The following is a 22,078-nucleotide window of genomic DNA, read 5'->3' as shown; positions in this document are numbered from 1 at the left end:
TCCCTTGGTTTCTTGCACACGATTCAGCGCTCCATGTCCAGTAACTTCAGTTGTCCCTTCACTCCATAACCTTCGTGTATAATTTCCTCTTCTTTAATAAGAAAAGGCTTGTTCATTCCCCATTGAATTGGACCATATACCGGGTCTGTTAGAGTGAGAGTTAAAGCTTGATTATCGAATTGCGGACTTGCAGAACAAACTTGGTTGATAAAAGCGTCAAATGACCCGAATTGCTGTTTGCTTCCTGCTCTTATAATCCAGGCGTTACGCAAGCCAGGTGAAATAAGCTCACGTTCTCTTGTCACCCCGTTGCTCTCCATACTCATCCCGTTGGCCGCATATATAGCTGCATAACCCTTATCCAAACGAGCAAAATGCCAGTTCTCATGCCTTACCCATTCCGTGAAGGAGTGGGTAGGGAAATAAGCATGTGTCCAGTCAGAGTTGTTATCCGCAGGAATATCAAACATCATCAAAGCGATCCCCTCATGCTGAACAACATCGGGCAATATCCCATTCCCAGCCCAGAAGCAAGGTCGACCATCCCCATGCTTGTATATTTCTGCCGGATGATTCACCCAGATCAGCGCCTCAGGTGACAGAGATAAATGCTGGACATGCTCCTGATAACCTGGCTTGCCTGGGCGGAAGCGACTGATTGAGGATAAGGAATATTCCTTTGTCCGACAGTGATAGAGCTTGGCGTAACCTCCCTTGCCCTGCTGATTGGCGAACACCAATTGCTGATTGTCCCCGAGCAACAGATGCTCCTGATATGCTGCTGGAGGACTGTAATCCGATAAACTCAAGGCAACATTGCTTATTGAATAATTGTTTACATTGCCAACGCCATAAGCGATCCAGCACATTGAAGTGGTACCCGCTGCATAACCACCCAGCAGTTCCTTCTCATAGCTGCGCCCAAACGTTGTGGACAAGACTCCTTGATGCATCTGAACGGTAATATAATAGAATAACAGGTCCATTGCCTTTTTGGCTTGCTGTCTGAGCTGTTCATTATGGGCAAATTCATAGATATGCAATAGCCCAACCGCATCAATCGGAATGTATGCACTTGAATTCCATTCTGCCAATCCTTCATCCAAAAAGCGCTCAAACCATAATGCAAGCCTCTGCTCTGCTTTTTGACGGTGTACTTCACCGGATTCACCACTGTTGCTGAACATTTCATCTCCAAACAGCTGTCCGGCTAACAGTTCATTGGTATGGAACAACAAGGCATGGTTCTCACTGAAGAACCACATCACATCATCGCCAGGTTCATCAATCCAATATCGATAGCCCAGAATGCTTGCTTTTACCCGATCCCAGAACGGTTCACTGAACAGACCGCTATTTCGCTCATCTCTCCAAAGACGGAACAGTCCCACCAGATAGAAGTCACTGCAATCATTCCGTTGCTCAATCCCTTCCACACCCTCAAGCAAAATGTTCTCCGCTTCTTGCAGATTGCCTCCTGTTTTGAGCATAGCGATGGCCTTATGAATATTGGGACTGCCCTTCTCGGCAATGCATCGCAGAGCCAGGGATTTGCGGGCTTCAATATCCGCAGCTTGCTGAGCTGCCTCATCATAGCTGGTATCATAGGATTGGCAGCCAAACTTCTTGGTTAGTACAACATTTGAAACTGAGATAGCCAGCGTGAAGTATACGTAATGATGACCGAGTTGATTCGTATGTGCCAGGACCAGGTCCGTTTCCTTTTCGGCGATGTGTATCGTCTTATTTTCGGTACCGTCAAAAAAATTGCCATACTGAATATCAACCTCTCTAACGATGTCCGGTAAGGGAAGCGGCAGCTTAAGCTTAATCTGCTCACCTTTGAAGAGATCCGAAGGAAAATAAGCCTGTTCGAGGGCTTCCTCTGCGGATTTTACAGACTCCGCCAAATGAGTAGCAATAGGCAGGGAAATGACCAATTCCTCATCTCCAAGATATTCCACCGCAAAAGCATACATGGTATCCCGCTCAGCTAGATCCTCCCAGCAGGCATATATTTCATTGATTCCAGCTTCTAATTCAGCTTTAATAACGATTTCCTGTTCCTTGTTACGCGTGAGTGGTGCAAAATCCGTTACCATTTCCCCATTCACCCACAACGTCAGACTGCCATAGGTCTTAATCCGCAAAGAGGCAGTATGAGCAATCGGAGAAATGAGTCTTGTTGCCGCGTAACTGCGCAGATGTGTCGGTACAAACCAAAATCCTGATTGCTCCACCCGTGGATTATTCCAAGGAGAGTACAGTGCCCAAGGCATTCCGTTCTCTTCTCCAACGAAGTCGTCTCCCGGGCTAGGAAACTCGCTCCATTGATCAAAAAATCGGTGCACAGGCTGCGTTCTCCGATGTTCTACAAATTCCTTTCTGCATGGATTCTCATGAATGGCAAAACCATCGATAAGCCAATCATTAATATCTCCCTCCATCGTTGTTGGAACAAAGGCAACAGGCTTTGTATATATGCCGCTGATCATCCAATGATTAATGACCTGATTGTGACCTAATTTCATAGGTTTATAATTCAAGGTATCCATCCCACTCCGGGTGGTATCTGACATTCAACTCATCCTTTCATTCCTGAAGTAATCATACCGCTGACAAAATACCGCTGGAAAACCATAAAAACAATGAGTACCGGAAGCATCGTGATGACAGACATCGCAAGCAAACTTCCCCAATCCACGTTGTATTCACCAATAAAATTAGAGAGCGCAAGCTGAATCGTATATTTCGATGGATCACTAATCGCAATTAACGGCCATACAAAATCATCCCATCTCCACATGAAGGAGAAGATTGCGAGCACCGCAAGAATCGGCTTCGCTATCGGAAGAATAATGCTCCAGTAAATTTTCCATTCGCCCGCTCCATCCATCCGGGCAGCTTCCAACAGCTCGTCAGGTACGGACAACAAATACTGCCGCATAAGGAACACACCTGTTGGGGTTGCTGCTGGCGGGATAATAATCGCGAGCAGGCTATTATACAGCCCCAGTGCGCTCAGCACCTTGAATATGGGGATCATAATTACCTCAATCGGAATCATGAGTGTTGAGACAAAAGCAATTAATATGATCGCGCTTCCGCGGAAGCGATATTTCGCCAATGCAAAACCTGCCATGGAGTTAATCAATAACAGTAGCAGCGTTGAGCTTACAGTTACGATCGTACTATTCATAAAATACAAGCCAAAATCACCTTTACTGAATGCCTCCTTGAAATGCTCGAAGGTGATTGGCTGCGGCCATAACTTAGGAGGGAAGCTGTACAGATCGCTATTCGTTTTCAAAGCAGAAATCACGACCCACAGGACAGGCAGGAGCCACACCACTGCGGCAACACTTAACAGACTGTAGATGAAGATTTTGACCATAGGCTTCATTACCATTACGTAGCCCCTCCTTTTGATAGACGGAATTGCAGAGCCGAGAATCCACCAATAAGGATAAACAGTATCACCGACATGGCACTGGCCAGACCGAGCTCCTGTCTGTTAAAGCCAATCTCATAAATATATTGAACAATGTAGGTAGTATCTTTGCCCGGCCCACCACCTGTAAGCGCAAACATAAGTGGGAATGCTTTGAACGCGTCAATCAGAGTCAGCATAACAACAAGCAAACTTGTGGGTTTCAACAGCGGGAGCGTGATATAGCGAAACACCTTGATTCCCGTTGCTCCGTCCAATCGGGCAGCCTCATAATAATCCGTAGGTATAGCCTGCAAACCGGCGATAAAAATGACCATGAAAAAGCCTGCACGTGACCATACTGTCGCGATGATTACAGCCGTATTTGCCCAAAAGGAAGAGGTTAAAAAACCTACAGGTTCCACACCAACCACGGTTAACAGATGATTCAAAATGCCAAATGAATCTCCGAAAATCCACTTCCAGGTCAATCCTACGATAATGTAAGAAATCATGGTCGGCCAGTAAAATACGGCCCTGAAGAACCCGCGCATTCTAATCTCGCGCGCAAGCAGCAAAGCAATGCCTAATGCTGCTGCATATATTAGCGGGACAACAATTGCTGCATAAATCCCCGTTCGTCCGATGGTCGACCAAAATTCCCGATCTCCTATAATTTTGATATAATTGTCCAGCCCGTTGAACTTCATCGGGTTCAATCCATCATAGACATGGAAGGAATAATATAGGCCCAATAAAGAGGGAAATACGATAAAGGTTCCAAAGATCAGGAGGTTGGGTAATATAAACAGATAAGGAGCAATAACGAGCTTCCTATTCTGTTTTGCCAGCGTATTTTTGTTTAATCGTTGTCCTTCACTCATCTGCTTGCCCCTTCCTTATGCGTTATTCGAAAGAGAGGCTTCACAGGAATCGCTAAGCCCCCGTATACGAATGAACCACATGGCTTTACGTTTATTGACTGCCAATAGCCTCGTTAATCAGCTTGGCTGTTCGATCCAAAGCCTCCTGCGGAGTTGCCTTATTGGATAGAACCTCAACAATATTATTTTTCAGGTCCGTTGTAATTTTGGATACAATTGTCTGTCTGGACCAGTCATTAGCTGCAAGAGGCGAACTGTTCTTCAGTTCATCCGCGAAAATTTCAAACATCTCCTTGCCAAATTCATAATTCAGGACAGCGCTGTCCTTTCGTGGACTCATAAACAATGACTCCTGATTATATTTTGAATTCACTTCTTTGGACGTTAAGTATTCAATAAATTCTGCCGCCTCCTGCTCATATCCACTGCCTTTGAAAGCCATCAGAAACTTCCCGCCTGGTACTGAAGAACGTTGTGTTCCTTTTGGCATATAGGTGACTCCCCATTCAAAATCGGTGATATCCTTGTAATTGCTGATCATCCAGTTGCCAGCCCAGTGGGTAGCCACCGTCCCGGAACGGAACAGGTTGTTTGGATTTTCCCCTCCGAGCCATACGGATTCGGGCATGATCCCTTCTTGATGAAGCTGCTTGAACTGCTCCATGCTACGAATTCCGGCTTCACTGTTAATCGCTGCTGCAGTGCCATCCTCTGTTAAGATACTTCCGCCATTCTGATACAAAAGAGTGGACCATCTATGCGGTGTAACATCCCATACCATGCCATAACGTGCTCCGCCTTTGTCCATAACCTCTTTTAACGCAGCTGTGTATTCATCCCACGTCCATACCTGGTCAGGAGAGGTCGGTACTTTGACGCCCGCTTTATCAAATAAGGTTTTGTTATAAATAAGCCCATTCGCTGTAACATCCATAGGCGCCGCTACCAGCTTGTCATTAATAACATAATAAGGTTTAAGTGAGTCAATAAATTGATCCTTGAATTGGTCCGCATTGTCCACGTAAGGTGTCAGATCAACCGCCTGATTAGCAAATGATCCGGTATCCGTGACCCGGCTCAGGGCAGGTGGCTTTCCACCGGATAACATTGTTTTTAATTTGGTTTGGATATCCTTGAAGCCAACTTCAATAAGGTTGATTTTAACCTTGGTATTGGTCTGCTCATACTCTTTAATGATTTCCTTGATGACTTCTCCTTCTTTTCCGTCAGAGAACCACAGGAAATCCAGGGTTGTTTGTTTTGGATTAGCATTGGTACCTGAATTTCCGCAAGCAGTCAATGCGATGAGTAACATGACCAATACCATGCTAGTGATGAACTTAAACGTTGTTCTTTTTGTCATATCAACATCTCCTTGGAAGGGTCTAATGAATTTTGGCTTCGTTGAGCAATTCACTTTTACGGAATAACTGTGGTGATACGCCCACATATTGTTTAAAGGCCCTGCTAAAATATACAGGTGTGTTAAAACCTAGCGTCTCAGATATGGACAAAATCGGTGCATCCGTAGACAGCAACAATTTTTTGGCCTCTGCAACTCTTTTCCGTATAACATAATTGCTTATGGTATATCCCGTCGTCTCTTTGAAAGAATGACAAATGTAGTACTTATTCAAATGGAGTGTTTTGGACAGTTCATCCAACGAAACATTCTCCGTATAGTTCTGGTTTAAATAATGAAGAACCCGGCTTACGCTTGTCTGCTTCTGGGAAGAACATAAGATAGGATTGGCGGATTGCTCACTGGTCGTTTTCCGGTAAATCCGCAGTAGCAATTGGGTAAGACTTAATTTGACCATTGTTTTGTACCCTGTATTCCCTGCCCCCATCTCCTCCTTGATTCCCTTAAATATAGCTGTGATATGCTCACGCTCCTCTGGAGGCCAATGCACCAATAACCCATTGGGATGACGGAATATGGACATCAGATTCTCCAACTGACTGACAGCAAGCATGTCCAAAAGCAATAATTCCGTGAAATTGACAAAACTTCGCTTGTACACGATTTCTCTTGAAGGATTGATTCGGTGGGGCACACCGCCTCTGAATATAAACATATCTCCAGGCAGCGGCTTATATATTCGGTCACCGATTAAAAAGGTTGCATCTCCTTGAATAAAATAATGTATCTCATACCCATTATGCGTATGAACAGGCCATTCATCCTGAAAATTATCTGCTTCTGATCGCACATAAACTTCATTTTCCTGCAAAGCAATATTCGTCGGGGTGTGTATGGTTAGCATCAGTAAAGATCTCCCTTCCCAGAATATAAAAAGCAATATAGTTTAATAATTTACAATGATAGCGCTTTACAATGAATTGTATCACAGTTATTTCTATCTAATCTGAACTATATTGCTGTATTGTTGATCACAATTGTTGAAAATGAATAGAAAGGAATTCATAGGGATTCGAAAGATGGAAACAAAAAAAAACCGCTGTCCAGCCCTTAGGCTATCACGCGGTCCATTAGCATTACCTTTCAAACCCATTCATCCCAATGGTTTTCAAGAAAAATGACTTCTTTCTCATAGTGGGCCAGATGACCCTCTTCGACCATCTTCATAAAAGCGACATCTCCATCAGCCGCACGATCAGTCAGTGTTTTACACATGAAACGGATACGGGATATGACCCAATCCTTCAAATCTGCTGGAACACTCAGCCCGTACGTAGCCATGAATAAGGTAATTCGTTCTTTTCGAACAGTTCCGTGCGCCTGGCTGGCGTATGGCGTTACACCCTTTCCGTCCATCTCTGGTGAAAAATCTGCGAGTGGAACGGATGTATACAAGACATAGGCGATATCCCACATTCGCGGACCCGGACCCGCCATATCAAAATCAATAATGCCTTGAGGACGGCCATCCTTGAACACCACATTATACGGCGCAAAATCGTTATGACATACAACTTCATCTTCAGTTACGCCTGGATATCTGTTCGTTGATACTGATGTTGTTGTAAATCCAACGGTCGCATCATGGTAACTTCTCAACAGTTTCGCGACTTCAATCAAAGATTCGTCTGACCACATATACTCTTCTAGATCAGGATAATCATTGCCTGGAACGATGCCTTCGAGGTAAGAAAGTACTTCTCGCCCTTGTTCATCTATTCCCAGAAATCGAGGGACATGATCATAACCAACCTTTTCGAGATGTAAAAGCAGTTCATGCACGTATGGATTTGGTTTGGCATACCGGCGAACCGTCTCACCTATTCTGACAACCTGATTCACATTACCTCCCGATAACGCTTCCTCCTGTTCGGACACTTTCATCCCTCCTCAAGCTAAACTTCCTTGCTATGCCCATGATTACGATTTTTCTTATAACTCCCCGGGAATCCCGCAACCAATAGTATGAATCCAACAAAGAACATGAAGTATACGAGTAAACCTGTTGGATGCTCGTTCGTCTGAGCAAACTGGGGTACGTTAGTCCCTCCTGAAGCATATCCTGCTTCTACTATAGCGACAGATACTCGTATTGAAATTCTCTCCATTGTCGAAATGAACACACTGCCAAGCATGAGGACTACACCCAAAATCTTGTTAATATTATTCATTTAATGCCTCCTTCTTGAGCCGTCCACTATTTTATGAGGTTATCTACTTAATGTCTTTCGATTCTCTAGTCCATATTCCTGCATTTTATATTAACGGTCCGTTCCTATATCATATCAAACAGCGGCGTCATCACTGACGCCGCTGTTAACGCTCTCTGTATAAGTTACGTAGCTACTACTTGGTGCAGATCCATACTATTTTCGAAAAAGGCTGACCGTTCTACATGATACAGATCATAGATTTGCTCTTTGGCATTGATCCGTTGATATACATCGGGATAGACATCATTGGCCAACTTCACGTAAGGCAGTTTTTGTACTGCTTTTCTGGATCTTATATTCTGCTTGCGTATCTTCATAAATACCGTTTCAATCCCATGTTCCAGAAACAATTCAACAAAGAAGGCTGATTTGGCTCTTTGGCTATACCCATTTCCAAAAAACGGTGATCCAATCCATGTGGCTAAAAAACCGGTTTGATGCTCAATATGATATAGATCAATGGTTCCAATAGGCTGCCCTGTTTCATTCAAAATCGTTCGGGATATCACTGTCTTTTGTTCTTCTTCAGCCATCAATTGTTTCGTCAGGAATAGATATTCCTCATACGATTGGCATGCATAACGAACGTAAGGAGAAACTGCGGGGTCCATCATTAAACTGTACAGTGAAAGGCATTCCTGCAAATCACGCTTTTTTAACATTCTGTCTACCACCTAGTCCTTTTAGTTCGCTATATCAAGCAAATTAAGTATATAAAAGCTATTGTGGGATTTAATGAATTCTGTATGTGGCTTATGTAAAATGCATTGGTAAATGTTGTTCAACTTTATCTCCGGGTAGCACAAAAAACGGCATGTCCCTTTTGAAGGAACACGCCGTATGCACGAATGCAGATAGACAGTAAATTATTGCATACCTTGCATGATCGCGTTAATGATATTTTGCTGAGTCACGGTATTATTCGAGCGGTTAAACAATGCGAATCCATGTTGACCGTTATGCCCGTTATCCCAATACACAGGAACCATTTTGTATTTCTTGGCTTTTGCTGTAACTGCTTTGGCATATGCAGCACGATAAACATTGTTGCTGGAATCGTAAGTCGTTTTATCAATGGAACCGAACTCACCAATCACTACAGGATAGCCTTGAGTCACAAATTTGTCGTACATGGACTTGAATTGCGATTCAAGATAATCCTCTTGTCCCCAAGTAGACTTTTTGGCAGGATTCGTAGAAGTTGCACCCCACTGTGTGATATTGCCGTTTTCCTCACCTGCAAAATCCCACGGAGAGTAATAGTGTGCCGAGATCATGATTCTCTTCTGCGAACTAGGAATAGCTGAGGATCTGTAATTATCTGTCGGAAGAGCAAACCCATAATTACCAACAGTGTAGTCAATGTTGGTGTTCCATCCTGGAACTAGCAACCATCTGGCATTGTTGTTACCTCCAGTCTGACGAACCGTATCCACGAAGATTTGGTTGTATGCGTTCAGATTGGCGTAATAGGCCGAGTTTGGATTGCCATAGTTACCATCAAAAACTTCGTTCATGGATTCGAAAATAAGGCGATCATTGTAGTTGCTAAACTTGGTGGCAATCTGCTGCCACACCTTCTTATATTTTTCCTTAATGGCAGTCTGATTGCCACCATTCACGAGCAGCCATCCACCCTGTACGGAATTATACCCATCACCATGAATATTGATGATCACATACAGACCTTCATTGTACGCATAGTCCACGACTTGCTGAATTCGATTCAGCCATGCCGCATTGATTGTATAATTGGGAGCGCTTCCAATGTTGTTCAAATAGGAAACGGGAATACGAATGGATTTGAAGCCTGCCGCTTTTACCTTTTTGATTAACTCTGGAGTTACCGTAGGATTGCCCCAAGCTGTCTCATTCGGTGTACCGTTCACCGCTGCTTCCAGCTGATTGCCGAGATTCCATCCTGCACCCATCTCAGATACTATTTGCGAAGCGTCCGCTGCTGATGCTTTAGCGCTCCATCCCGTAAAGACTACCGCAGCCACTAATACCAGTGCCAAGCTGCTGATGCCAAATTTCTTCCATTTTTTGAACATAACCATACCTCCGCTTATTCTATTATTTTTAACAAGCAGTGCAGTTAATCTATCCATACAGATTGAATGATTCGAGAATACGTGCCTCCTCTCCCTATCGATCAAACAAATGAATTTTTCGTCTACCACCAACATAATAACACATTTTTGGAAAATAAAGCGATATCTTTATTGTTTTTTGTGACTATTTACTACAAAATAATCCATCTATCCGTTTAAGTGGATTGCTTGGATTTGTTCTCTATCAAAATCAATAATCATGATGTGATCGCGCAAAATATGATCTCCGCAAGATATTGTTGCGCCGTAGTCGGTTATACTGTTAAATGTGATATCCACACGATAGACTTCAATTTCATTAAACCAATTCTGATGTACCTTTTCATGAAGTTCATTTTCATAATATTCTCGAAAGACAGTCTCACAAGTTGAAAACCACTTAATGTAGTCTTCTATTTTATGAACAATTGAATCTAACGGTGTATTAGTGGACACATATATTCGGACGTCATTTAACCACTCATCCTGTATGCAATGTTTGAATATTTGCACTGTATTTTGCAGAGTGTAACACCGGTAACTCTCATCACTCTCTTCTTCAAGCTCAATGAAATCATTTAACAATATGATCTTGCTCCTTTCAATGCATATTAAAATAGCTCATTTAACCACTTTACGAATTTTTCTTTCTCCTCGAACTGTGGGTAATGCGCCGACTCATTGAATACAATGAAGTCTTTGATCGGTGCATCCAATACGTCAAAATAATCACGTGCTGCATTCGCAGTAGTCATATAATCATATTTACCCGTTACAAAATAGGTAGGAATCTCCAGATGATCAACAATATCAGGTAAATTTTGATCAAATGCTTCCTTCAGTAAGATGTCTTGTGAACTGAACATCCCTGAATAAAAGCGTATCATATCCAGCCCATTGTATTCGGGATTAAAAAGGAATCCTGAAATATAATCTCTATTCTCGTTGATGAGTCTGGCTGCACCACCATACTTTTGCAACAACATTCTAGGCGTAAGTTCCTTTCCTTGCTCGATCGAGCTGCGAATTAGCTCCAGTTTTTTAACATCCTCTTCATTACCGGCTTGTTTCGCTTGCTCGTACGTGTACTCCAAACTTTCCAGTTCGCTCTGAAGTGTATTAGCCATCTGTCCAATGCCTATATAAGCGTGAAACTGAGTGGGTGCTTTAGCCGCAGCTTTCATCCCGATGTATGTACCAAATGAATGACCAATTAATATAACCTTCTCTTGACCTAACTCCTTAGATACATAATCCCTTATCGCTAACAAATCATCTACTAATACATCTGTTGTCAGATTCGAGTAATCCTCAAAAAAGTGATAGGACTTCCCACTCCCACGTTGATCGTAATGCACCACCGTGAAGTGTTGCTCAAGCTCTTTCTGATACTTCCTTACGTATGGAATCTCCGAGCATCCCGGCCCGCCATGCACAAAAATCAGGATAGGGTTAGTCCGATCAACACCCCTGATCATGACTTCATGTCCTGTACCGTTAATTTCGACCTGCTCTAACATGCTGATACTGTTTTCACCTTTAATTTTGGGTGTCCATGTGGGAAATATCAGAGCTACTATAACCATTAAAATAATACTGAATATGCTGTACTTGAGTGTTTTACGTATTTTTTTGCGCATGTAATGCTCCTTAAATATAAGTTTCATTTGTAATTCTACCAACGGTTCCTTTATCGTAACGGATACAACAATTCAACGGGTTCTATCATCAGCTCTTCTTGGAAGATGTAATTGTGATCGGCTCCAACGATACAGAGGATTCGTTTTCCTGGATGAGCTTCAATTGTATGTTTGACTCTTTGAACCATAATCTGATTACGAACCACCCATCGAAAGTTCTGTGCCTTCGCGTTTACCTGATGCAACCATTCATATTTTTGTCTGGTTACACGATCGAACTCCTTTGAATTAAAAGAAATCTCGCCAAACTGATACGTCTCCATTTGCTCTGCAAACCAGTGATCATCCCGTTGTTCAAGTTCTTTGCGTTCCACGCCCGAATAACCGTTGAATGGATCAAAAGCATTCCACACGTCTAATTCAAACCAATCTATAGGGACAAATGTGATGTTCAGCTCCTCGCATAAAGGGAAGACCAATTCCCAATACTCACTGGCTGGTTCTCCCCAGTATCCTCTGTCATGTTTATCCTTCAGATACCTCAACCAACTCTGAGGATGAACTTCACCACAAATGAGATCTGGTTTAAACTCAGTAATCACATCCTTGTAAAGAGAAAGGGAACAATGATATCGCTCCCTGAGTTCTGGATTATGAATGGTTCCGAGTATCCCAACCGTTGTCATGTGTCCAGCTCCTTTATCATGTGTATATCTTTCGGCTCTTTGTCATAAAGTTCTTGATCAATCTCGCTTGCAATCTGACTGCCCTGACTTTTATAAAAGGATACCGCTGATTTCGTCTCTGTGGAGGAGATATACAGATACTGTGCACCACGTTTCTTAGCCTCTTCACCTAACTCGTTTAGAATACGTTTTCCAATACCTTGTCTTCTGTACCCGCGTGAGACATACATCAAGTCAACTTGTAATTGATTTCGTTCTTTTCCTCTATATTGATGTGCCAGCACACCAAATCCGATTAATTGATCGTCAGCAAACGCACCATATGCCATGCCACCTTGTTCTAATTCGTACACATATCGATTTTGAATCTCTTTCAAAAGCATCTCATCCCAGTTTGAGCATTCATGATTTTGTTCAAGCTCAACCAATCGGTTCTCTCTCATTTCATAGATGAGATCAATATGTTCCGAGCGATCTATTTCCTGCAGCTGATTCACATCATCAAGGGTCAACGTTCTATACGCTATCATGGTCGTTGCCAGCTCTCCTTCCCATGTTATTTCTAAGATCCTATGGCTTTATTGATCGAAGTCTGTATTTATCAAAGACTCTTTTATCGTACAAAATAGTGTATTCCTTGTTCTCTTCAATTAGTTTTGACATATCCATTGGAACGGCTATTGTTCGTTCGTGATACTTAAATCAGCTTATTTTAATTTCAGGTAACTCATTCAAATGATTTATTTCGATAGTGTATTTCTTAAGCTTATGGTTCTCAAGTCCATCCCATCTGTCTGAGAAACGATATAACATATCTCCGAAGTTCATCCCTTCAGGTAATACATCCACAAGCTTTATTTCATCGATTTCAGACTCCGGTAAGCTCTCCAGCGATTTAACCTCAGCATAAGAAACCATACCAAAGCTCCCATTCCATTCATATACTCCATAAGGAGTTAATTCGAAGCGTACTGCCCCTGTCTCTTCATAGAGTTCTCGACTCGCCGTGTGTAAAATGGTTTCCCCTATTTCTTTGTTGCCTCCTGGGATCTCCCAACCTCCTCTTTTCCTCTTTTCCTATTTTCCTATTTTTTATAATGATGAATTTATTGTTGTATTTCGCGATCATAACTGCAAATTTGATTAACTCCGGATCGAGTTCATCTAGATCAAACCAGTGGCTCATGTTATCTCTCCTATAAACAACTATTCTTCAACATAAAATTGTTAAACCAATGAAGTGATAACAAGCTATCATTGGATATAATTGTAGTGAATACCGCAACCAATGGTAGCTCTTGGTTAACAAATATGTATTGCCCTCTTCCACCGCCCATACCCATAGCATAAAACGTTTTATTTTCAGCGTCTTCTTCCTTGTTGCTTTTCATTATCCACCACTGATATCCATACTGAGACTCTATATTTGGGATATTATGTATTGATCTAGCGATCCATTCAGCAGAGATGAGTTGTTTCGAATTCCACTCCCCATTCTGAGCGTATAACACTCCAAACTTCAGCATATCTTCGATCTTCATTCGCAAACCAAAACCACCGATCGAAATCCCTTGTGTATCTTGATACCAGTGAAAATCGTTAATACCAGAGGTGCAAATAAGTACTTTTTTGCAAATTCCGAAGTGTTCATACCAGTCGCCTTCTGCAATATGGCGCTAAGTATATGCGAACTCCCACAACTATATTTCATTTGAATTCCAGGTTCGAATTCAACAGGCTGCTCAAGAACAAATTTCGTCCAATTCTTAGATGGAATCATCGCTTCATTCCCCGAATAGTGTAGGCCCAAGGACATTGTTAATAGATGCTTAATGGTAATCCCCTTTTTGCTATCATCCAGATCGTTAAAATAGTTCACAATTGGAATATCCTCATTCTCAATGTATCCCTGTTCTATAGCTATTCCCACCAATGCGGAGAGCACACTTTTTGTAATTGAATTCACTTTATGTTGTTTTTCTTTCGTTTTTTGATTTCGATAGTATTCATATTGAATTGAGTTTTCTCGGTATATCATGCAACTCTACGCTTTATTTCTTTTGATCTCTCTTTCGAGATCATTAAATTCAGTGATATATAACACTCCCTTCTCCTGTGATTCAAAGCTCCAGTACGGTTATTAACTCATCATGACAGATTTCGCCGTTGTCTACGAAACCAAAGCTTTCATATAATTTTTTCGCGCTGACATTTTCGGGACTATAGGAAATCCAGCAATATTGTGCAGGTCCAGCTGGGTATGTACGAACAAATTCCAAAACTTCTACCATAGCTTGTCGTCCATATCGGCGGTTCTGATATTGATGATCAATCATCAGTCTCAGAATGCAATAACTATTATCCGCGATAGAGGGTAGATCATATCCAGTAATGCCATAGGTAATCATCACAAATCCTATCGGTTGATCGTCCATATATATAGCAAAAGGAAATGGATGACCTCCATTTTGCGAAAGAACATAACATGAAGCTACACTCGACAGATTGGAGGCCACGAATTGCCGTTGATCATCCGAGACCTCCAGATTAAATATTGCACGACGATTATCCAACGTAATTTTTCTCAAACTAATCATCTTATCACTTCCTAGTTGTGTTTTGTTCAGCCAGATATTCATCTATTTTACCAAATGCTCTATAGCCTTCTTCATATAGATATATTGCCCTCTGAAATGTTGAGTCTATCATTTTATTTCCAACCTGTAGATCATTTCATCATCTGAATTGGTTCTATTCTCACTAATGAAGGACATGCCCTTGTACAAGTTCTGTGCTATTTCGTTATCCCGTTCAACCGTTAATGAAATAACCTTGCATACCGGATGCTGTTTTGTAATGTAATCTAGAATGGCTCTTATAGCGCGCTTTCCCATTCCTTTGCCTTGATAGAATTGATCGATTTGAAAACCACCAATCCAGTAATTATCTGTACTATTGGGAGTGTAACTTAGATAAAAGAAACCAAAAACCTTCCCATCGATCTCAAGTACGTAAGGATCAAATGCTTCATCCCACGGTTTTATATAGGCGTAAGCTATCCCCTCAATAACAGATGGAACTAATGACGCTTGGTGTTTATACAAAGAGATCTTCAGCGCCTCTTCCCAATTCTCTCGTGTGACTGGTTGTATTTTTATATTCACCACTGTATCTCCTCTTTCGACATTCCTTAATTCATTCTAACGTTCTTTTCACTTTCACTTACAACCACTTCCAAATGATGTTCAATCAACTGTATCGCTTGTTTTTTATTCTTCGTGATTGTTGCAGTCTTATGGTTTTTGTTAATTGTACACATAACTTCTTCTATATTATATTGATGGTTCCATTTCACAATCATCTTGCATAAGTTCTTGAATGACTGCTTGTAATTCCACGGTCGCAAGCCCACTCTGGACAATACAAACCTCTTTATAATCCGATAATCTCTAATGAAAACATTTGGAGCTAATACAAAAATCAAATCCGCTTCCTGGATGGACTTTATTGTCCAATCTTTGCACTGTACTCCTTCTATGATCCAAGCTTCTGAACTGACAATAGATTGGACCAATTCATCCCTAACACTTTCAGGATATCTCAGATTTTCTGCACTTCTGTCCCATATGAGATTGTCTAATTCATAGGAAGGAATACCATATTTATCCGACAATCCTTTGGCTAATGTTGATTTCCCACTGCCGCAAGATCCAATAATTCGTATTCTCATACATATTCTTTCTTCAAAAAATGCATAGATGACATTATCAACAAATCGATTTTTCCAATAATAATGTTCTTTCAATATGCCTTCTTCACTGAAACCAATTTTCTCAAGCAACTTTCTTGATCCCGCGTTCTCTGGCTCTACAAATGCTTCAATTCTGTTTAATTCAAGGTTCTTGAATCCATATTCAACGATTTTCCGAGTTACCTCGGTCATGTAACCCTGCCGCCAGAACTTCGGTGCTAACTCATATCCCATCACAGCTTTATAATGTTGTTTCATCCAACCATGAAATCCGCATGTTCCAATAATTCTGTTGTCCGATTTCAAAGCAATTCCCCAGCGGATCACCTGACCATTTTCGAATCGTTCTTTCCTCCTTTGTATAAGTTCTTCTGCTTGTTTTATAGTTGTGAAACTTTCTACATCGTAGAATCTTGTAACTTCATCTGAAGAAAAAATATGAAATATGTCTTGGGAATCACTCTGTTTAATCTCTCTTAACAGCAATCTTTTGGTTTCTAGCTCAGGAAATCGAGTCATATTCACTTCACCTCAATCGAGTATACTGCTACATTTTTCCCAATTATATCTACGTCCTTCTCGTGTTTCATGCCATTCTTTTGCGCGACTTTCATAGAACCCACATTGCCATGTTGAATCAACGATATTAATCTTTTCTGCTTCAAGTGATCCATTCCATATTCTTTCCACGCTTTTGCTTGTTCATATCCGTAACCCATTCCCCAGTATTGCTCTACAACCCAGTAACCAACTTCTAGCTCATCAGCGCCTTCAATGATTTGAGGAATCAGTCCAGAGGTTCCAATTAACTTGTTATCCTCTTTATTGAATGCGAGGAACAGCCCTTTATCGTCTTTATTCCAGTTGATGAACTTTTCCAGACTTTGCATGGTTTCTTCCTTCGTCCAAGGTCCTCCATGTCTTATAAATTTCATCATATTCGGCTCACTTGTCATATCAAAAAGTAAATCGAAATCATTTTTGGTATATTTCCGAAATATGAGTCTTTCTGTCTCCATCATTCTCTCAGCTCCTTATGCATTTACTTCACTTCAAAATCGTTTGTTCTCGATCTACTGTCGATGTGAAAAACGCTTGTCTAATCTCTTCTCGAAATACTTCTTTATACCGATGTCTTCCAATCTGATCAAAACGCGCTTGAACTCGCTTTACGTGTTCTGTATCTGATTGTATCTTTTTCTCAATCTCTTCGTATTGTTCAAGGGTATCGTATTCCCACATCGCAAAAATTTCACTGGTTTCATCATCGATAGGCGTGTGCCATCTCCCAATCAGTCTTGATCCGTATTTCAACTGTGATGGCAGCAAAATATCATTAAATAAAGCGTTAAATTCTTCTACAAAAGAAGTCGCAATAGTATAGGTTTTTCTCCGATATATCATTATCTTCCCCTTCATATGATGTAATCGTATTCATAAATATCAAATATTATAGGAGATTTCCACTCACTCACATCCTGGTTATGGAGCTAGTGAGCAAAACTCTCATAAAACGCCTATCATATTTATTAAAATTGCCGTGCACTGATCGTTATATCAACTTTATGTCCTGTACTGCTGAAAACATAAACTTTGAAGTCGGTTGTTACCCCCACAGCCAAATTCACTTTTTTTTGAGTTCCTTTATCAATAGGAACTTCAAGTGAAGTGTTATTGCCCACGGAAATTTTCATATAAAGATTGCTCTTACTGGTATTTTCAATCCACAGATGCGCATCTTCACCGTTATCAGGGTCCATTGTAAAGGTCTTTTCATAAGAAGCATAACTACTATGATTTGTAGAATGGATGAGTTGAACGGACGAGGGTGCATTAACTGAATTTGTGGGGGACAATAATGATAAAGCTAGGCCAATTCCTAAAAACATATGTAATGACAATGTATTCCGCTCCTCTATATCGTTACTATAAAACCAAGGATTCCAATTACTTACATAATTGTACTACGAAAGCATGGGAGGGTCTATCTAACCTTAGCAGTTAATCCCATGCACCTTTATCACCAGACAGACAGTTAATACTTGTAGTTGCCAATAAACTAGAGAAAAATGATAAACTGATCTTAGTATACAGAACATATTGTAGGGGGAAAGATTTTTCACACCAACGCAGTACCTTTACTTTATCTGCGTATATTTGCTTTATATTTTATGATTGGGAGGTCATCATAATGGATTTGGTAAACAAATTTTTAAATGGATTAAGAGCAGCATTATCACCAGAAGAACTTGAGGAACTGAATACAGCGAGCGGTGCTACAAAAGAAGATATAACTACTTTAAGATCAAAATATCCAAATTGTCCAGAATCACTCATCGGTTTACTAGAAAATATTGATGGTACATATTGGAGGAAGTACGGAGGAAAAGAAATTACGGTTTGTATTCTTGGCTCAGATTTTGAAGAAGGCAGATATCCATATTACTTACTCTCTACCCAACAAATGCTCGAAAGTTCAAAAAATGAAGAAGACGTCTCTTATCTTTTAGTATACGAAGATGAAGAGTATGCCGTTGACTCTAAGATCAATCGTGAGGGGCTTCTTCCAGGGAAATACATTCACTTTTCAGACTGTATGAATAATGGTGGAACATCGAGACTTTATATTGATTTTAACCCTACTGATGAAGGTGTACACGGTCAAATTGTTCGCTTTTTGCACGATCCTGACGAATACGTAGTGATTGCAAACAGCTTTGACGAGTATTTACAGGGGCTTATTGACAGTGATTTTGTTTTTCTAAATGAAGAAGAGTAACTTCGATAGGTTTGTATAAAGTTGTACATAAATTGGTTTAGAAGAATAAAAGAGACAGCTTTTTCGCTGTCTCTTTTATAATCAAGTATACCAAGTGAAGAGTGAAGGATTATTTCACTCGATATTTCTCATTATTTATAATTTCACTTACTATTTCAGGTAATTGTGCTTCTGTAAAATGATTAGTATAGAGCTTGTTGTCTACTCTCAAATCCAGATGATTTTCAAACTCATCCAGCAGAATTATACTTCTTTCTTTCATTTGATATTCTTCTGCTCTTAGACGGTCTCTACGAATAATCGTTTGACGATCAACCATGAGTACAACATAGATTATGCGAACATTATAGTCTGCCAATTCTGTCATTAATTCATCAATGTCTTCCGGAAAGGCCACATAGTCCAGCACTACATCGTATTTATAATCCAATAAGTTTTTCACTAGACTAGATATATTTTTCCAAGTTAAGTCGTTTGTATCCTTATCAAGCCAGGGTTTACCTCGCCCTTTGACCGGAAAGTGACTAACCGCATCTCCAGAAATGTAGGCACTTTTATCTAAAGTCTGAACCAGCAGCTTGGAAGTTGTAGATTTCCCTACTCCAGGGGGTCCAGATATAATATATAGGTTTCTACTCATTTCGTATTCTCCTTACAATATCTTTTGGAAACTTCCAATATCCAGTTTTCTATCGAATTTATATCCAATCTCTTTAAACAGAGCACATTGTTCATAACCATTTCTCTCAAATAATGATTTACTTCTTGTATTCTCCATGCAAATCGTCGCAATTAAGGTATGGAACCCTTGTTCTTTTGCAATCTTCTCAATAAAACTTAATGCTTGTTTCCCCAAGCCTTTTCCCAAAATATCGGGCTTTAAATATATGGTGACTTCACCGCAAATGTCATATGCCTGTTTACTCTTATACTGGGTGATCAGAACATAGCCCATCATTTGATTGTTTTCAAGAATTATATAAGTTTTATACCGTGTATCCTTGTTCATTACAGAGGATTTAATCTGATCAAGATCTAATTCCTCCGTATGAAACGAAATCGTTGTATTCATTACATAATAGTTATAAATCTCTCTAATTTCAGGGAGGTGTTGTTCGGTTACCTCTTCAAAAGTCACAGTCGTCAATTAGGTTCCATCCTCTTCTGTTCATTTCTTCATCATATGTATGAAATACCGCGTCTAGATTTAATTCACCGGAAATATGAGGATATTCCCTGCCTTCATTATACAGATCTTCCCATATAACTTCTGACTTTATTTTAGAATCCCATTGATCAACGCGGCTTCCCATTCTTTTCTCGAGAGCACATGTACAATCATCATCATCATAAAACCCTCCTATTAAAAAAATGATAATTATTTGGATAGGACCTTTTTCAATATGAGTTCTATGATTTCACTAGTCACCAGATGATCGGTAATAATGCAAGTTTGAAATTGTTCATCCTTAAAAGCTTCAACACACTTTGGTGCTTGTTGATACTGCCAGCCTCCATATTCATCTCCGCGTTTAGCCAAACGATGATAAATTGTCTCTTCTTTAGCCGTAAGGCAAAAATGATGAATGTCCTGATCGATCTCTTTCAACCCGTTATAGATGTAATTAAAATTTTCCTCTTTATAAATGGTCATGGGGATAATTAAGTGTTTGTTGTATTTCTGCTTTACTTCTTTAGCCGTCTTTACGGTTAGAATTTTCCATAGATCGATATCTTGAAAATCATCCGTACGTTCCCTTTCCTCTCTACAATTCTCCGGAAGAAGTTTTCTGAGCATATAACCTATTTCTTCAGGATCGTAGATCATGCTGTTTGCAATTAAGGGCTGAAGTGCTTCTGCTGCAGAAGTTTTTCCCGAACCAAACGCTCCATTAATCATAATAATCATTTAATTCTTTCACTCCTATTCAATAAAATTTTTCAATAGAAACCAGATTCTTTACATACAATTTCATCCATTATAAATGTTTTCCTTCCACTTTTGTGTTACAAAATGGCCAAAACATGATGAAATCCCATTGGGTCAACCCAACGGGATTTCATCATAGTGCATTATTTTCCAATCAACCTTGAGCTTGTTAATGTATTTCCAAGTAATCGATGTATATATCCCATGTCCCGTCATCGGCTGTTACAACCAACTCAATGACCTGATTTCCCGTTCCGTGGCTGATATTATTCAGGGTATAAACCGCTGGAGCGCTTCCGCCAAAGTAAAAGGTTCCCTTCGTCTGTCCGCCAATCTTCAAATCAACTCTAGCCATGTTGGCATTGTTTGAAGCTCCACGAAGCGAGAAATTATGAGTGCTCGTTGCAAAATTCTGAGTGTATTTAACCAAATCATTGTTGGCATAAAGGACCACACCATTGAAAGGAGAACTGATATTGCCGGTGTATTGTCCACCTTTGGTCATGTTCTCAGATTCCACTTTTGTTCCGTTACTTGGGGGATTCGTAGTGCTACTATCGGGTGCGACTGCCCGACCGGTCGTTGATGAGATCATGCCGGAGCAAAGGCCACGATTCTTCAGATTTTGTGCAATCTGCGGAATGGCCTGAAGTGTCGTCTGGTACTGATCATGCATTAGAATGACGTCACCACTTTTCATCGTATTCACAGCTGCTACGATCTGAGCTGCGCTGGCACCATTCCAGTCTTGGGAATCTACGTTCCACAGTACTTCCTTCAGACCGTTTTGGCTCACAACGGATTTCAAGGTCGCATTTGTCGCACCGTAAGGAGGTCTGAACAGTTTAGGTGAACTTCCGGTAATGGACTGGATCGTCTGCTGTGTCCGAGTAATCTCTGACGACATCTGAGAACTGTTTAATGTAGTCATGTTTGGATGTGTATAGGAATGATTGCCAATCCACATACCAGCTGCTACTTGTGCAGAAACCAGAGATTTATTATTTTGCGCATTTTGTCCAACATTGAACATCGTTGCCCGTAAGCCCGCCTGCTTCAACGCGTTAAGCATGTTTGTTGTATTTCCAGATGGGCCATCATCAAACGTCAGACCTACATAACCATTCGGACAACTTGCATCTGCAGCACGAGCATCGGGCACCCCCGGAATAGAAAACAAGGTACCGAAAAGTGCGAGAGATATTACCGCCTTTGCCAGCTTTACTTTGAACATAAAATTACCTCCCTC

28 protein-coding genes are annotated in these 22,078 nt (G+C 40.8%); 1 reads left to right on the top strand and 27 read right to left on the bottom strand.

Annotated elements, in window-relative coordinates; translation table 11 throughout:
- Nucleotides 1-23: 23 nt before the first annotated feature.
- The 23 genes from AC4E8D_RS12630 to AC4E8D_RS12520 all read right to left on the bottom strand — a co-directional run bounded on the left by AC4E8D_RS12630 (nt 24) and on the right by AC4E8D_RS12520 (nt 18,021).
- A complete protein-coding gene (locus AC4E8D_RS12630; RefSeq protein WP_490206268.1) occupies nt 24-2,531 on the bottom strand; it encodes a hypothetical protein in 2,508 nt (835 codons plus the stop codon).
- 53 nt (nt 2,532-2,584) lie between these two features.
- On the bottom strand, nt 2,585-3,409 hold the full coding sequence (locus tag AC4E8D_RS12625; RefSeq protein WP_017688979.1) for a carbohydrate ABC transporter permease: 825 nt from the start codon (nt 3,407-3,409) through the stop codon (nt 2,585-2,587).
- The gene (locus AC4E8D_RS12620; protein WP_074094691.1) at nt 3,409-4,314 is read right to left on the bottom strand and encodes a carbohydrate ABC transporter permease; all 906 of its coding nucleotides are present in this window, start codon (nt 4,312-4,314) and stop codon (nt 3,409-3,411) included. Before AC4E8D_RS12620 ends, AC4E8D_RS12625 begins: the two co-directional genes overlap by 1 nt.
- A 91-nt stretch (nt 4,315-4,405) precedes the next feature.
- Nucleotides 4,406-5,677 carry an ABC transporter substrate-binding protein gene (locus AC4E8D_RS12615; protein ID WP_490206267.1) on the bottom strand — a complete coding sequence of 424 codons (1,272 nt, stop codon included), beginning with the start codon at nt 5,675-5,677 and terminating at the stop codon, nt 4,406-4,408.
- 22 nt (nt 5,678-5,699) lie between these two features.
- Nucleotides 5,700-6,581 (bottom strand): AraC family transcriptional regulator, encoded by an 882-nt coding sequence (locus AC4E8D_RS12610; protein WP_091031576.1) that lies wholly within the window; start codon nt 6,579-6,581, stop codon nt 5,700-5,702.
- 239 nt (nt 6,582-6,820) lie between these two features.
- The gene (locus AC4E8D_RS12605) at nt 6,821-7,621 is read right to left on the bottom strand and encodes an aminoglycoside phosphotransferase family protein (protein ID WP_490206266.1); all 801 of its coding nucleotides are present in this window, start codon (nt 7,619-7,621) and stop codon (nt 6,821-6,823) included.
- Nucleotides 7,622-7,632: 11 nt separating this feature from the next.
- Nucleotides 7,633-7,908: a hypothetical protein gene (locus tag AC4E8D_RS12600; protein ID WP_091031581.1), complete on the bottom strand. Its 276-nt coding sequence runs from the start codon at nt 7,906-7,908 to the stop codon at nt 7,633-7,635.
- 164 nt (nt 7,909-8,072) lie between these two features.
- Entirely contained in the window at nt 8,073-8,612 is a 540-nt protein-coding gene (locus AC4E8D_RS12595) for a GNAT family N-acetyltransferase (RefSeq protein WP_490206265.1), read from the bottom strand.
- Between the two features lie 204 nt (nt 8,613-8,816).
- The gene (locus tag AC4E8D_RS12590) at nt 8,817-10,004 is read right to left on the bottom strand and encodes a glycoside hydrolase family 5 protein (RefSeq protein ID WP_490206264.1); all 1,188 of its coding nucleotides are present in this window, start codon (nt 10,002-10,004) and stop codon (nt 8,817-8,819) included.
- A gap of 207 nt (nt 10,005-10,211) precedes the next feature.
- Entirely contained in the window at nt 10,212-10,628 is a 417-nt protein-coding gene (locus AC4E8D_RS12585) for a hypothetical protein (protein WP_237175856.1), read from the bottom strand.
- A gap of 26 nt (nt 10,629-10,654) precedes the next feature.
- Entirely contained in the window at nt 10,655-11,683 is a 1,029-nt protein-coding gene (locus AC4E8D_RS12580) for an alpha/beta fold hydrolase (protein ID WP_490206263.1), read from the bottom strand.
- A gap of 50 nt (nt 11,684-11,733) precedes the next feature.
- Nucleotides 11,734-12,369: a hypothetical protein gene (locus AC4E8D_RS12575; RefSeq protein WP_237175858.1), complete on the bottom strand. Its 636-nt coding sequence runs from the start codon at nt 12,367-12,369 to the stop codon at nt 11,734-11,736.
- On the bottom strand, nt 12,366-12,899 hold the full coding sequence (locus AC4E8D_RS12570) for a GNAT family N-acetyltransferase (RefSeq protein ID WP_490206262.1): 534 nt from the start codon (nt 12,897-12,899) through the stop codon (nt 12,366-12,368). Before AC4E8D_RS12570 ends, AC4E8D_RS12575 begins: the two co-directional genes overlap by 4 nt.
- 172 nt (nt 12,900-13,071) lie before the next feature.
- Entirely contained in the window at nt 13,072-13,386 is a 315-nt protein-coding gene (locus tag AC4E8D_RS12565; protein WP_490206484.1) for an NUDIX hydrolase, read from the bottom strand.
- Entirely contained in the window at nt 13,355-13,555 is a 201-nt protein-coding gene (locus AC4E8D_RS12560; RefSeq protein ID WP_490206261.1) for a hypothetical protein, read from the bottom strand. Before AC4E8D_RS12560 ends, AC4E8D_RS12565 begins: the two co-directional genes overlap by 32 nt.
- Nucleotides 13,556-13,565: 10 nt before the next feature.
- Nucleotides 13,566-13,910: a serine hydrolase domain-containing protein gene (locus AC4E8D_RS12555; protein ID WP_260633024.1), complete on the bottom strand. Its 345-nt coding sequence runs from the start codon at nt 13,908-13,910 to the stop codon at nt 13,566-13,568.
- Complete coding sequence (locus AC4E8D_RS12550; protein ID WP_260633025.1) at nt 13,907-14,407, bottom strand: serine hydrolase domain-containing protein; 501 nt, start codon at nt 14,405-14,407, stop codon at nt 13,907-13,909. The genes AC4E8D_RS12555 and AC4E8D_RS12550 overlap by 4 nt, the downstream gene beginning before the upstream one ends.
- 82 nt (nt 14,408-14,489) lie before the next feature.
- Nucleotides 14,490-14,966 carry a GNAT family N-acetyltransferase gene (locus AC4E8D_RS12545; protein WP_221825098.1) on the bottom strand — a complete coding sequence of 159 codons (477 nt, stop codon included), beginning with the start codon at nt 14,964-14,966 and terminating at the stop codon, nt 14,490-14,492.
- A gap of 108 nt (nt 14,967-15,074) precedes the next feature.
- On the bottom strand, nt 15,075-15,533 hold the full coding sequence (locus tag AC4E8D_RS12540; RefSeq protein WP_221825100.1) for a GNAT family N-acetyltransferase: 459 nt from the start codon (nt 15,531-15,533) through the stop codon (nt 15,075-15,077).
- A 26-nt stretch (nt 15,534-15,559) separates the two neighbouring features.
- A complete protein-coding gene (locus AC4E8D_RS12535) occupies nt 15,560-16,639 on the bottom strand; it encodes a GNAT family N-acetyltransferase (protein WP_397376303.1) in 1,080 nt (359 codons plus the stop codon).
- A 2-nt stretch (nt 16,640-16,641) separates the two neighbouring features.
- Nucleotides 16,642-17,142 (bottom strand): GNAT family N-acetyltransferase, encoded by a 501-nt coding sequence (locus AC4E8D_RS12530; RefSeq protein WP_260633026.1) that lies wholly within the window; start codon nt 17,140-17,142, stop codon nt 16,642-16,644.
- A 25-nt stretch (nt 17,143-17,167) separates the two neighbouring features.
- The gene (locus tag AC4E8D_RS12525) at nt 17,168-17,524 is read right to left on the bottom strand and encodes an NIPSNAP family protein (RefSeq protein WP_221825102.1); all 357 of its coding nucleotides are present in this window, start codon (nt 17,522-17,524) and stop codon (nt 17,168-17,170) included.
- Between the two features lie 125 nt (nt 17,525-17,649).
- A complete protein-coding gene (locus AC4E8D_RS12520) occupies nt 17,650-18,021 on the bottom strand; it encodes a hypothetical protein (protein WP_221825105.1) in 372 nt (123 codons plus the stop codon).
- A gap of 290 nt (nt 18,022-18,311) precedes the next feature.
- Between AC4E8D_RS12520 and AC4E8D_RS12515 the strand changes: the two genes are divergently transcribed.
- Nucleotides 18,312-18,899, top strand: coding sequence for an SMI1/KNR4 family protein (locus tag AC4E8D_RS12515; protein ID WP_490206260.1), 588 nt, complete (start codon nt 18,312-18,314; stop codon nt 18,897-18,899).
- 109 nt (nt 18,900-19,008) lie between these two features.
- Here AC4E8D_RS12515 and AC4E8D_RS12510 read toward each other — a convergent pair whose 3' ends face one another.
- From AC4E8D_RS12510 to AC4E8D_RS12495, 4 genes are all read right to left on the bottom strand, one after another.
- A complete protein-coding gene (locus tag AC4E8D_RS12510) occupies nt 19,009-19,539 on the bottom strand; it encodes a P-loop nucleotide/nucleoside kinase family protein (protein WP_221825111.1) in 531 nt (176 codons plus the stop codon).
- Between the two features lie 12 nt (nt 19,540-19,551).
- A complete protein-coding gene (locus AC4E8D_RS12505) occupies nt 19,552-20,037 on the bottom strand; it encodes a GNAT family N-acetyltransferase (protein WP_313771520.1) in 486 nt (161 codons plus the stop codon).
- A gap of 240 nt (nt 20,038-20,277) precedes the next feature.
- Complete coding sequence (locus AC4E8D_RS12500) at nt 20,278-20,808, bottom strand: AAA family ATPase (RefSeq protein ID WP_221825117.1); 531 nt, start codon at nt 20,806-20,808, stop codon at nt 20,278-20,280.
- A 190-nt stretch (nt 20,809-20,998) separates the two neighbouring features.
- Nucleotides 20,999-22,063 carry a polysaccharide deacetylase family protein gene (locus AC4E8D_RS12495; RefSeq protein WP_339307965.1) on the bottom strand — a complete coding sequence of 355 codons (1,065 nt, stop codon included), beginning with the start codon at nt 22,061-22,063 and terminating at the stop codon, nt 20,999-21,001.
- Between the last annotated feature and the right edge of the window lie 15 nt (nt 22,064-22,078).

This window comes from Paenibacillus sp. SRL342, assembly GCF_984798905.1.
Note: the sequence above shows the minus strand (reverse complement) of the source record. Positions and strands in the feature narration are given on the sequence as shown.

What these genes read in the sequence shown, in the direction of transcription:
- AC4E8D_RS12630 (WP_490206268.1), bottom strand. Translation starts at nt 2,531, where the DNA reads ATGAAATTAGGTCACAATCAGGTCATTAATCATTGGATGATCAGCGGC.
- AC4E8D_RS12625 (WP_017688979.1), bottom strand. Translation starts at nt 3,409, where the DNA reads ATGGTAATGAAGCCTATGGTCAAAATCTTCATCTACAGTCTGTTAAGT.
- AC4E8D_RS12620 (WP_074094691.1), bottom strand. Translation starts at nt 4,314, where the DNA reads ATGAGTGAAGGACAACGATTAAACAAAAATACGCTGGCAAAACAGAAT.
- AC4E8D_RS12615 (WP_490206267.1), bottom strand. Translation starts at nt 5,677, where the DNA reads ATGACAAAAAGAACAACGTTTAAGTTCATCACTAGCATGGTATTGGTC.
- AC4E8D_RS12610 (WP_091031576.1), bottom strand. Translation starts at nt 6,581, where the DNA reads ATGCTAACCATACACACCCCGACGAATATTGCTTTGCAGGAAAATGAA.
- AC4E8D_RS12605 (WP_490206266.1), bottom strand. Translation starts at nt 7,621, where the DNA reads ATGAAAGTGTCCGAACAGGAGGAAGCGTTATCGGGAGGTAATGTGAAT.
- AC4E8D_RS12600 (WP_091031581.1), bottom strand. Translation starts at nt 7,908, where the DNA reads ATGAATAATATTAACAAGATTTTGGGTGTAGTCCTCATGCTTGGCAGT.
- AC4E8D_RS12595 (WP_490206265.1), bottom strand. Translation starts at nt 8,612, where the DNA reads ATGTTAAAAAAGCGTGATTTGCAGGAATGCCTTTCACTGTACAGTTTA.
- AC4E8D_RS12590 (WP_490206264.1), bottom strand. Translation starts at nt 10,004, where the DNA reads ATGTTCAAAAAATGGAAGAAATTTGGCATCAGCAGCTTGGCACTGGTA.
- AC4E8D_RS12580 (WP_490206263.1), bottom strand. Translation starts at nt 11,683, where the DNA reads ATGCGCAAAAAAATACGTAAAACACTCAAGTACAGCATATTCAGTATT.
- AC4E8D_RS12575 (WP_237175858.1), bottom strand. Translation starts at nt 12,369, where the DNA reads ATGACAACGGTTGGGATACTCGGAACCATTCATAATCCAGAACTCAGG.
- AC4E8D_RS12570 (WP_490206262.1), bottom strand. Translation starts at nt 12,899, where the DNA reads ATGATAGCGTATAGAACGTTGACCCTTGATGATGTGAATCAGCTGCAG.
- AC4E8D_RS12560 (WP_490206261.1), bottom strand. Translation starts at nt 13,555, where the DNA reads ATGAGCCACTGGTTTGATCTAGATGAACTCGATCCGGAGTTAATCAAA.
- AC4E8D_RS12555 (WP_260633024.1), bottom strand. Translation starts at nt 13,910, where the DNA reads ATGAAGATCGAAGATATGCTGAAGTTTGGAGTGTTATACGCTCAGAAT.
- AC4E8D_RS12550 (WP_260633025.1), bottom strand. Translation starts at nt 14,407, where the DNA reads ATGATATACCGAGAAAACTCAATTCAATATGAATACTATCGAAATCAA.
- AC4E8D_RS12545 (WP_221825098.1), bottom strand. Translation starts at nt 14,966, where the DNA reads ATGATTAGTTTGAGAAAAATTACGTTGGATAATCGTCGTGCAATATTT.
- AC4E8D_RS12535 (WP_397376303.1), bottom strand. Translation starts at nt 16,639, where the DNA reads ATGACTCGATTTCCTGAGCTAGAAACCAAAAGATTGCTGTTAAGAGAG.
- AC4E8D_RS12530 (WP_260633026.1), bottom strand. Translation starts at nt 17,142, where the DNA reads ATGATGGAGACAGAAAGACTCATATTTCGGAAATATACCAAAAATGAT.
- AC4E8D_RS12525 (WP_221825102.1), bottom strand. Translation starts at nt 17,524, where the DNA reads ATGATATATCGGAGAAAAACCTATACTATTGCGACTTCTTTTGTAGAA.
- AC4E8D_RS12515 (WP_490206260.1), top strand. Translation starts at nt 18,312, where the DNA reads ATGGATTTGGTAAACAAATTTTTAAATGGATTAAGAGCAGCATTATCA.
- AC4E8D_RS12510 (WP_221825111.1), bottom strand. Translation starts at nt 19,539, where the DNA reads ATGAGTAGAAACCTATATATTATATCTGGACCCCCTGGAGTAGGGAAA.
- AC4E8D_RS12500 (WP_221825117.1), bottom strand. Translation starts at nt 20,808, where the DNA reads ATGATTATTATGATTAATGGAGCGTTTGGTTCGGGAAAAACTTCTGCA.
- AC4E8D_RS12495 (WP_339307965.1), bottom strand. Translation starts at nt 22,063, where the DNA reads ATGTTCAAAGTAAAGCTGGCAAAGGCGGTAATATCTCTCGCACTTTTC.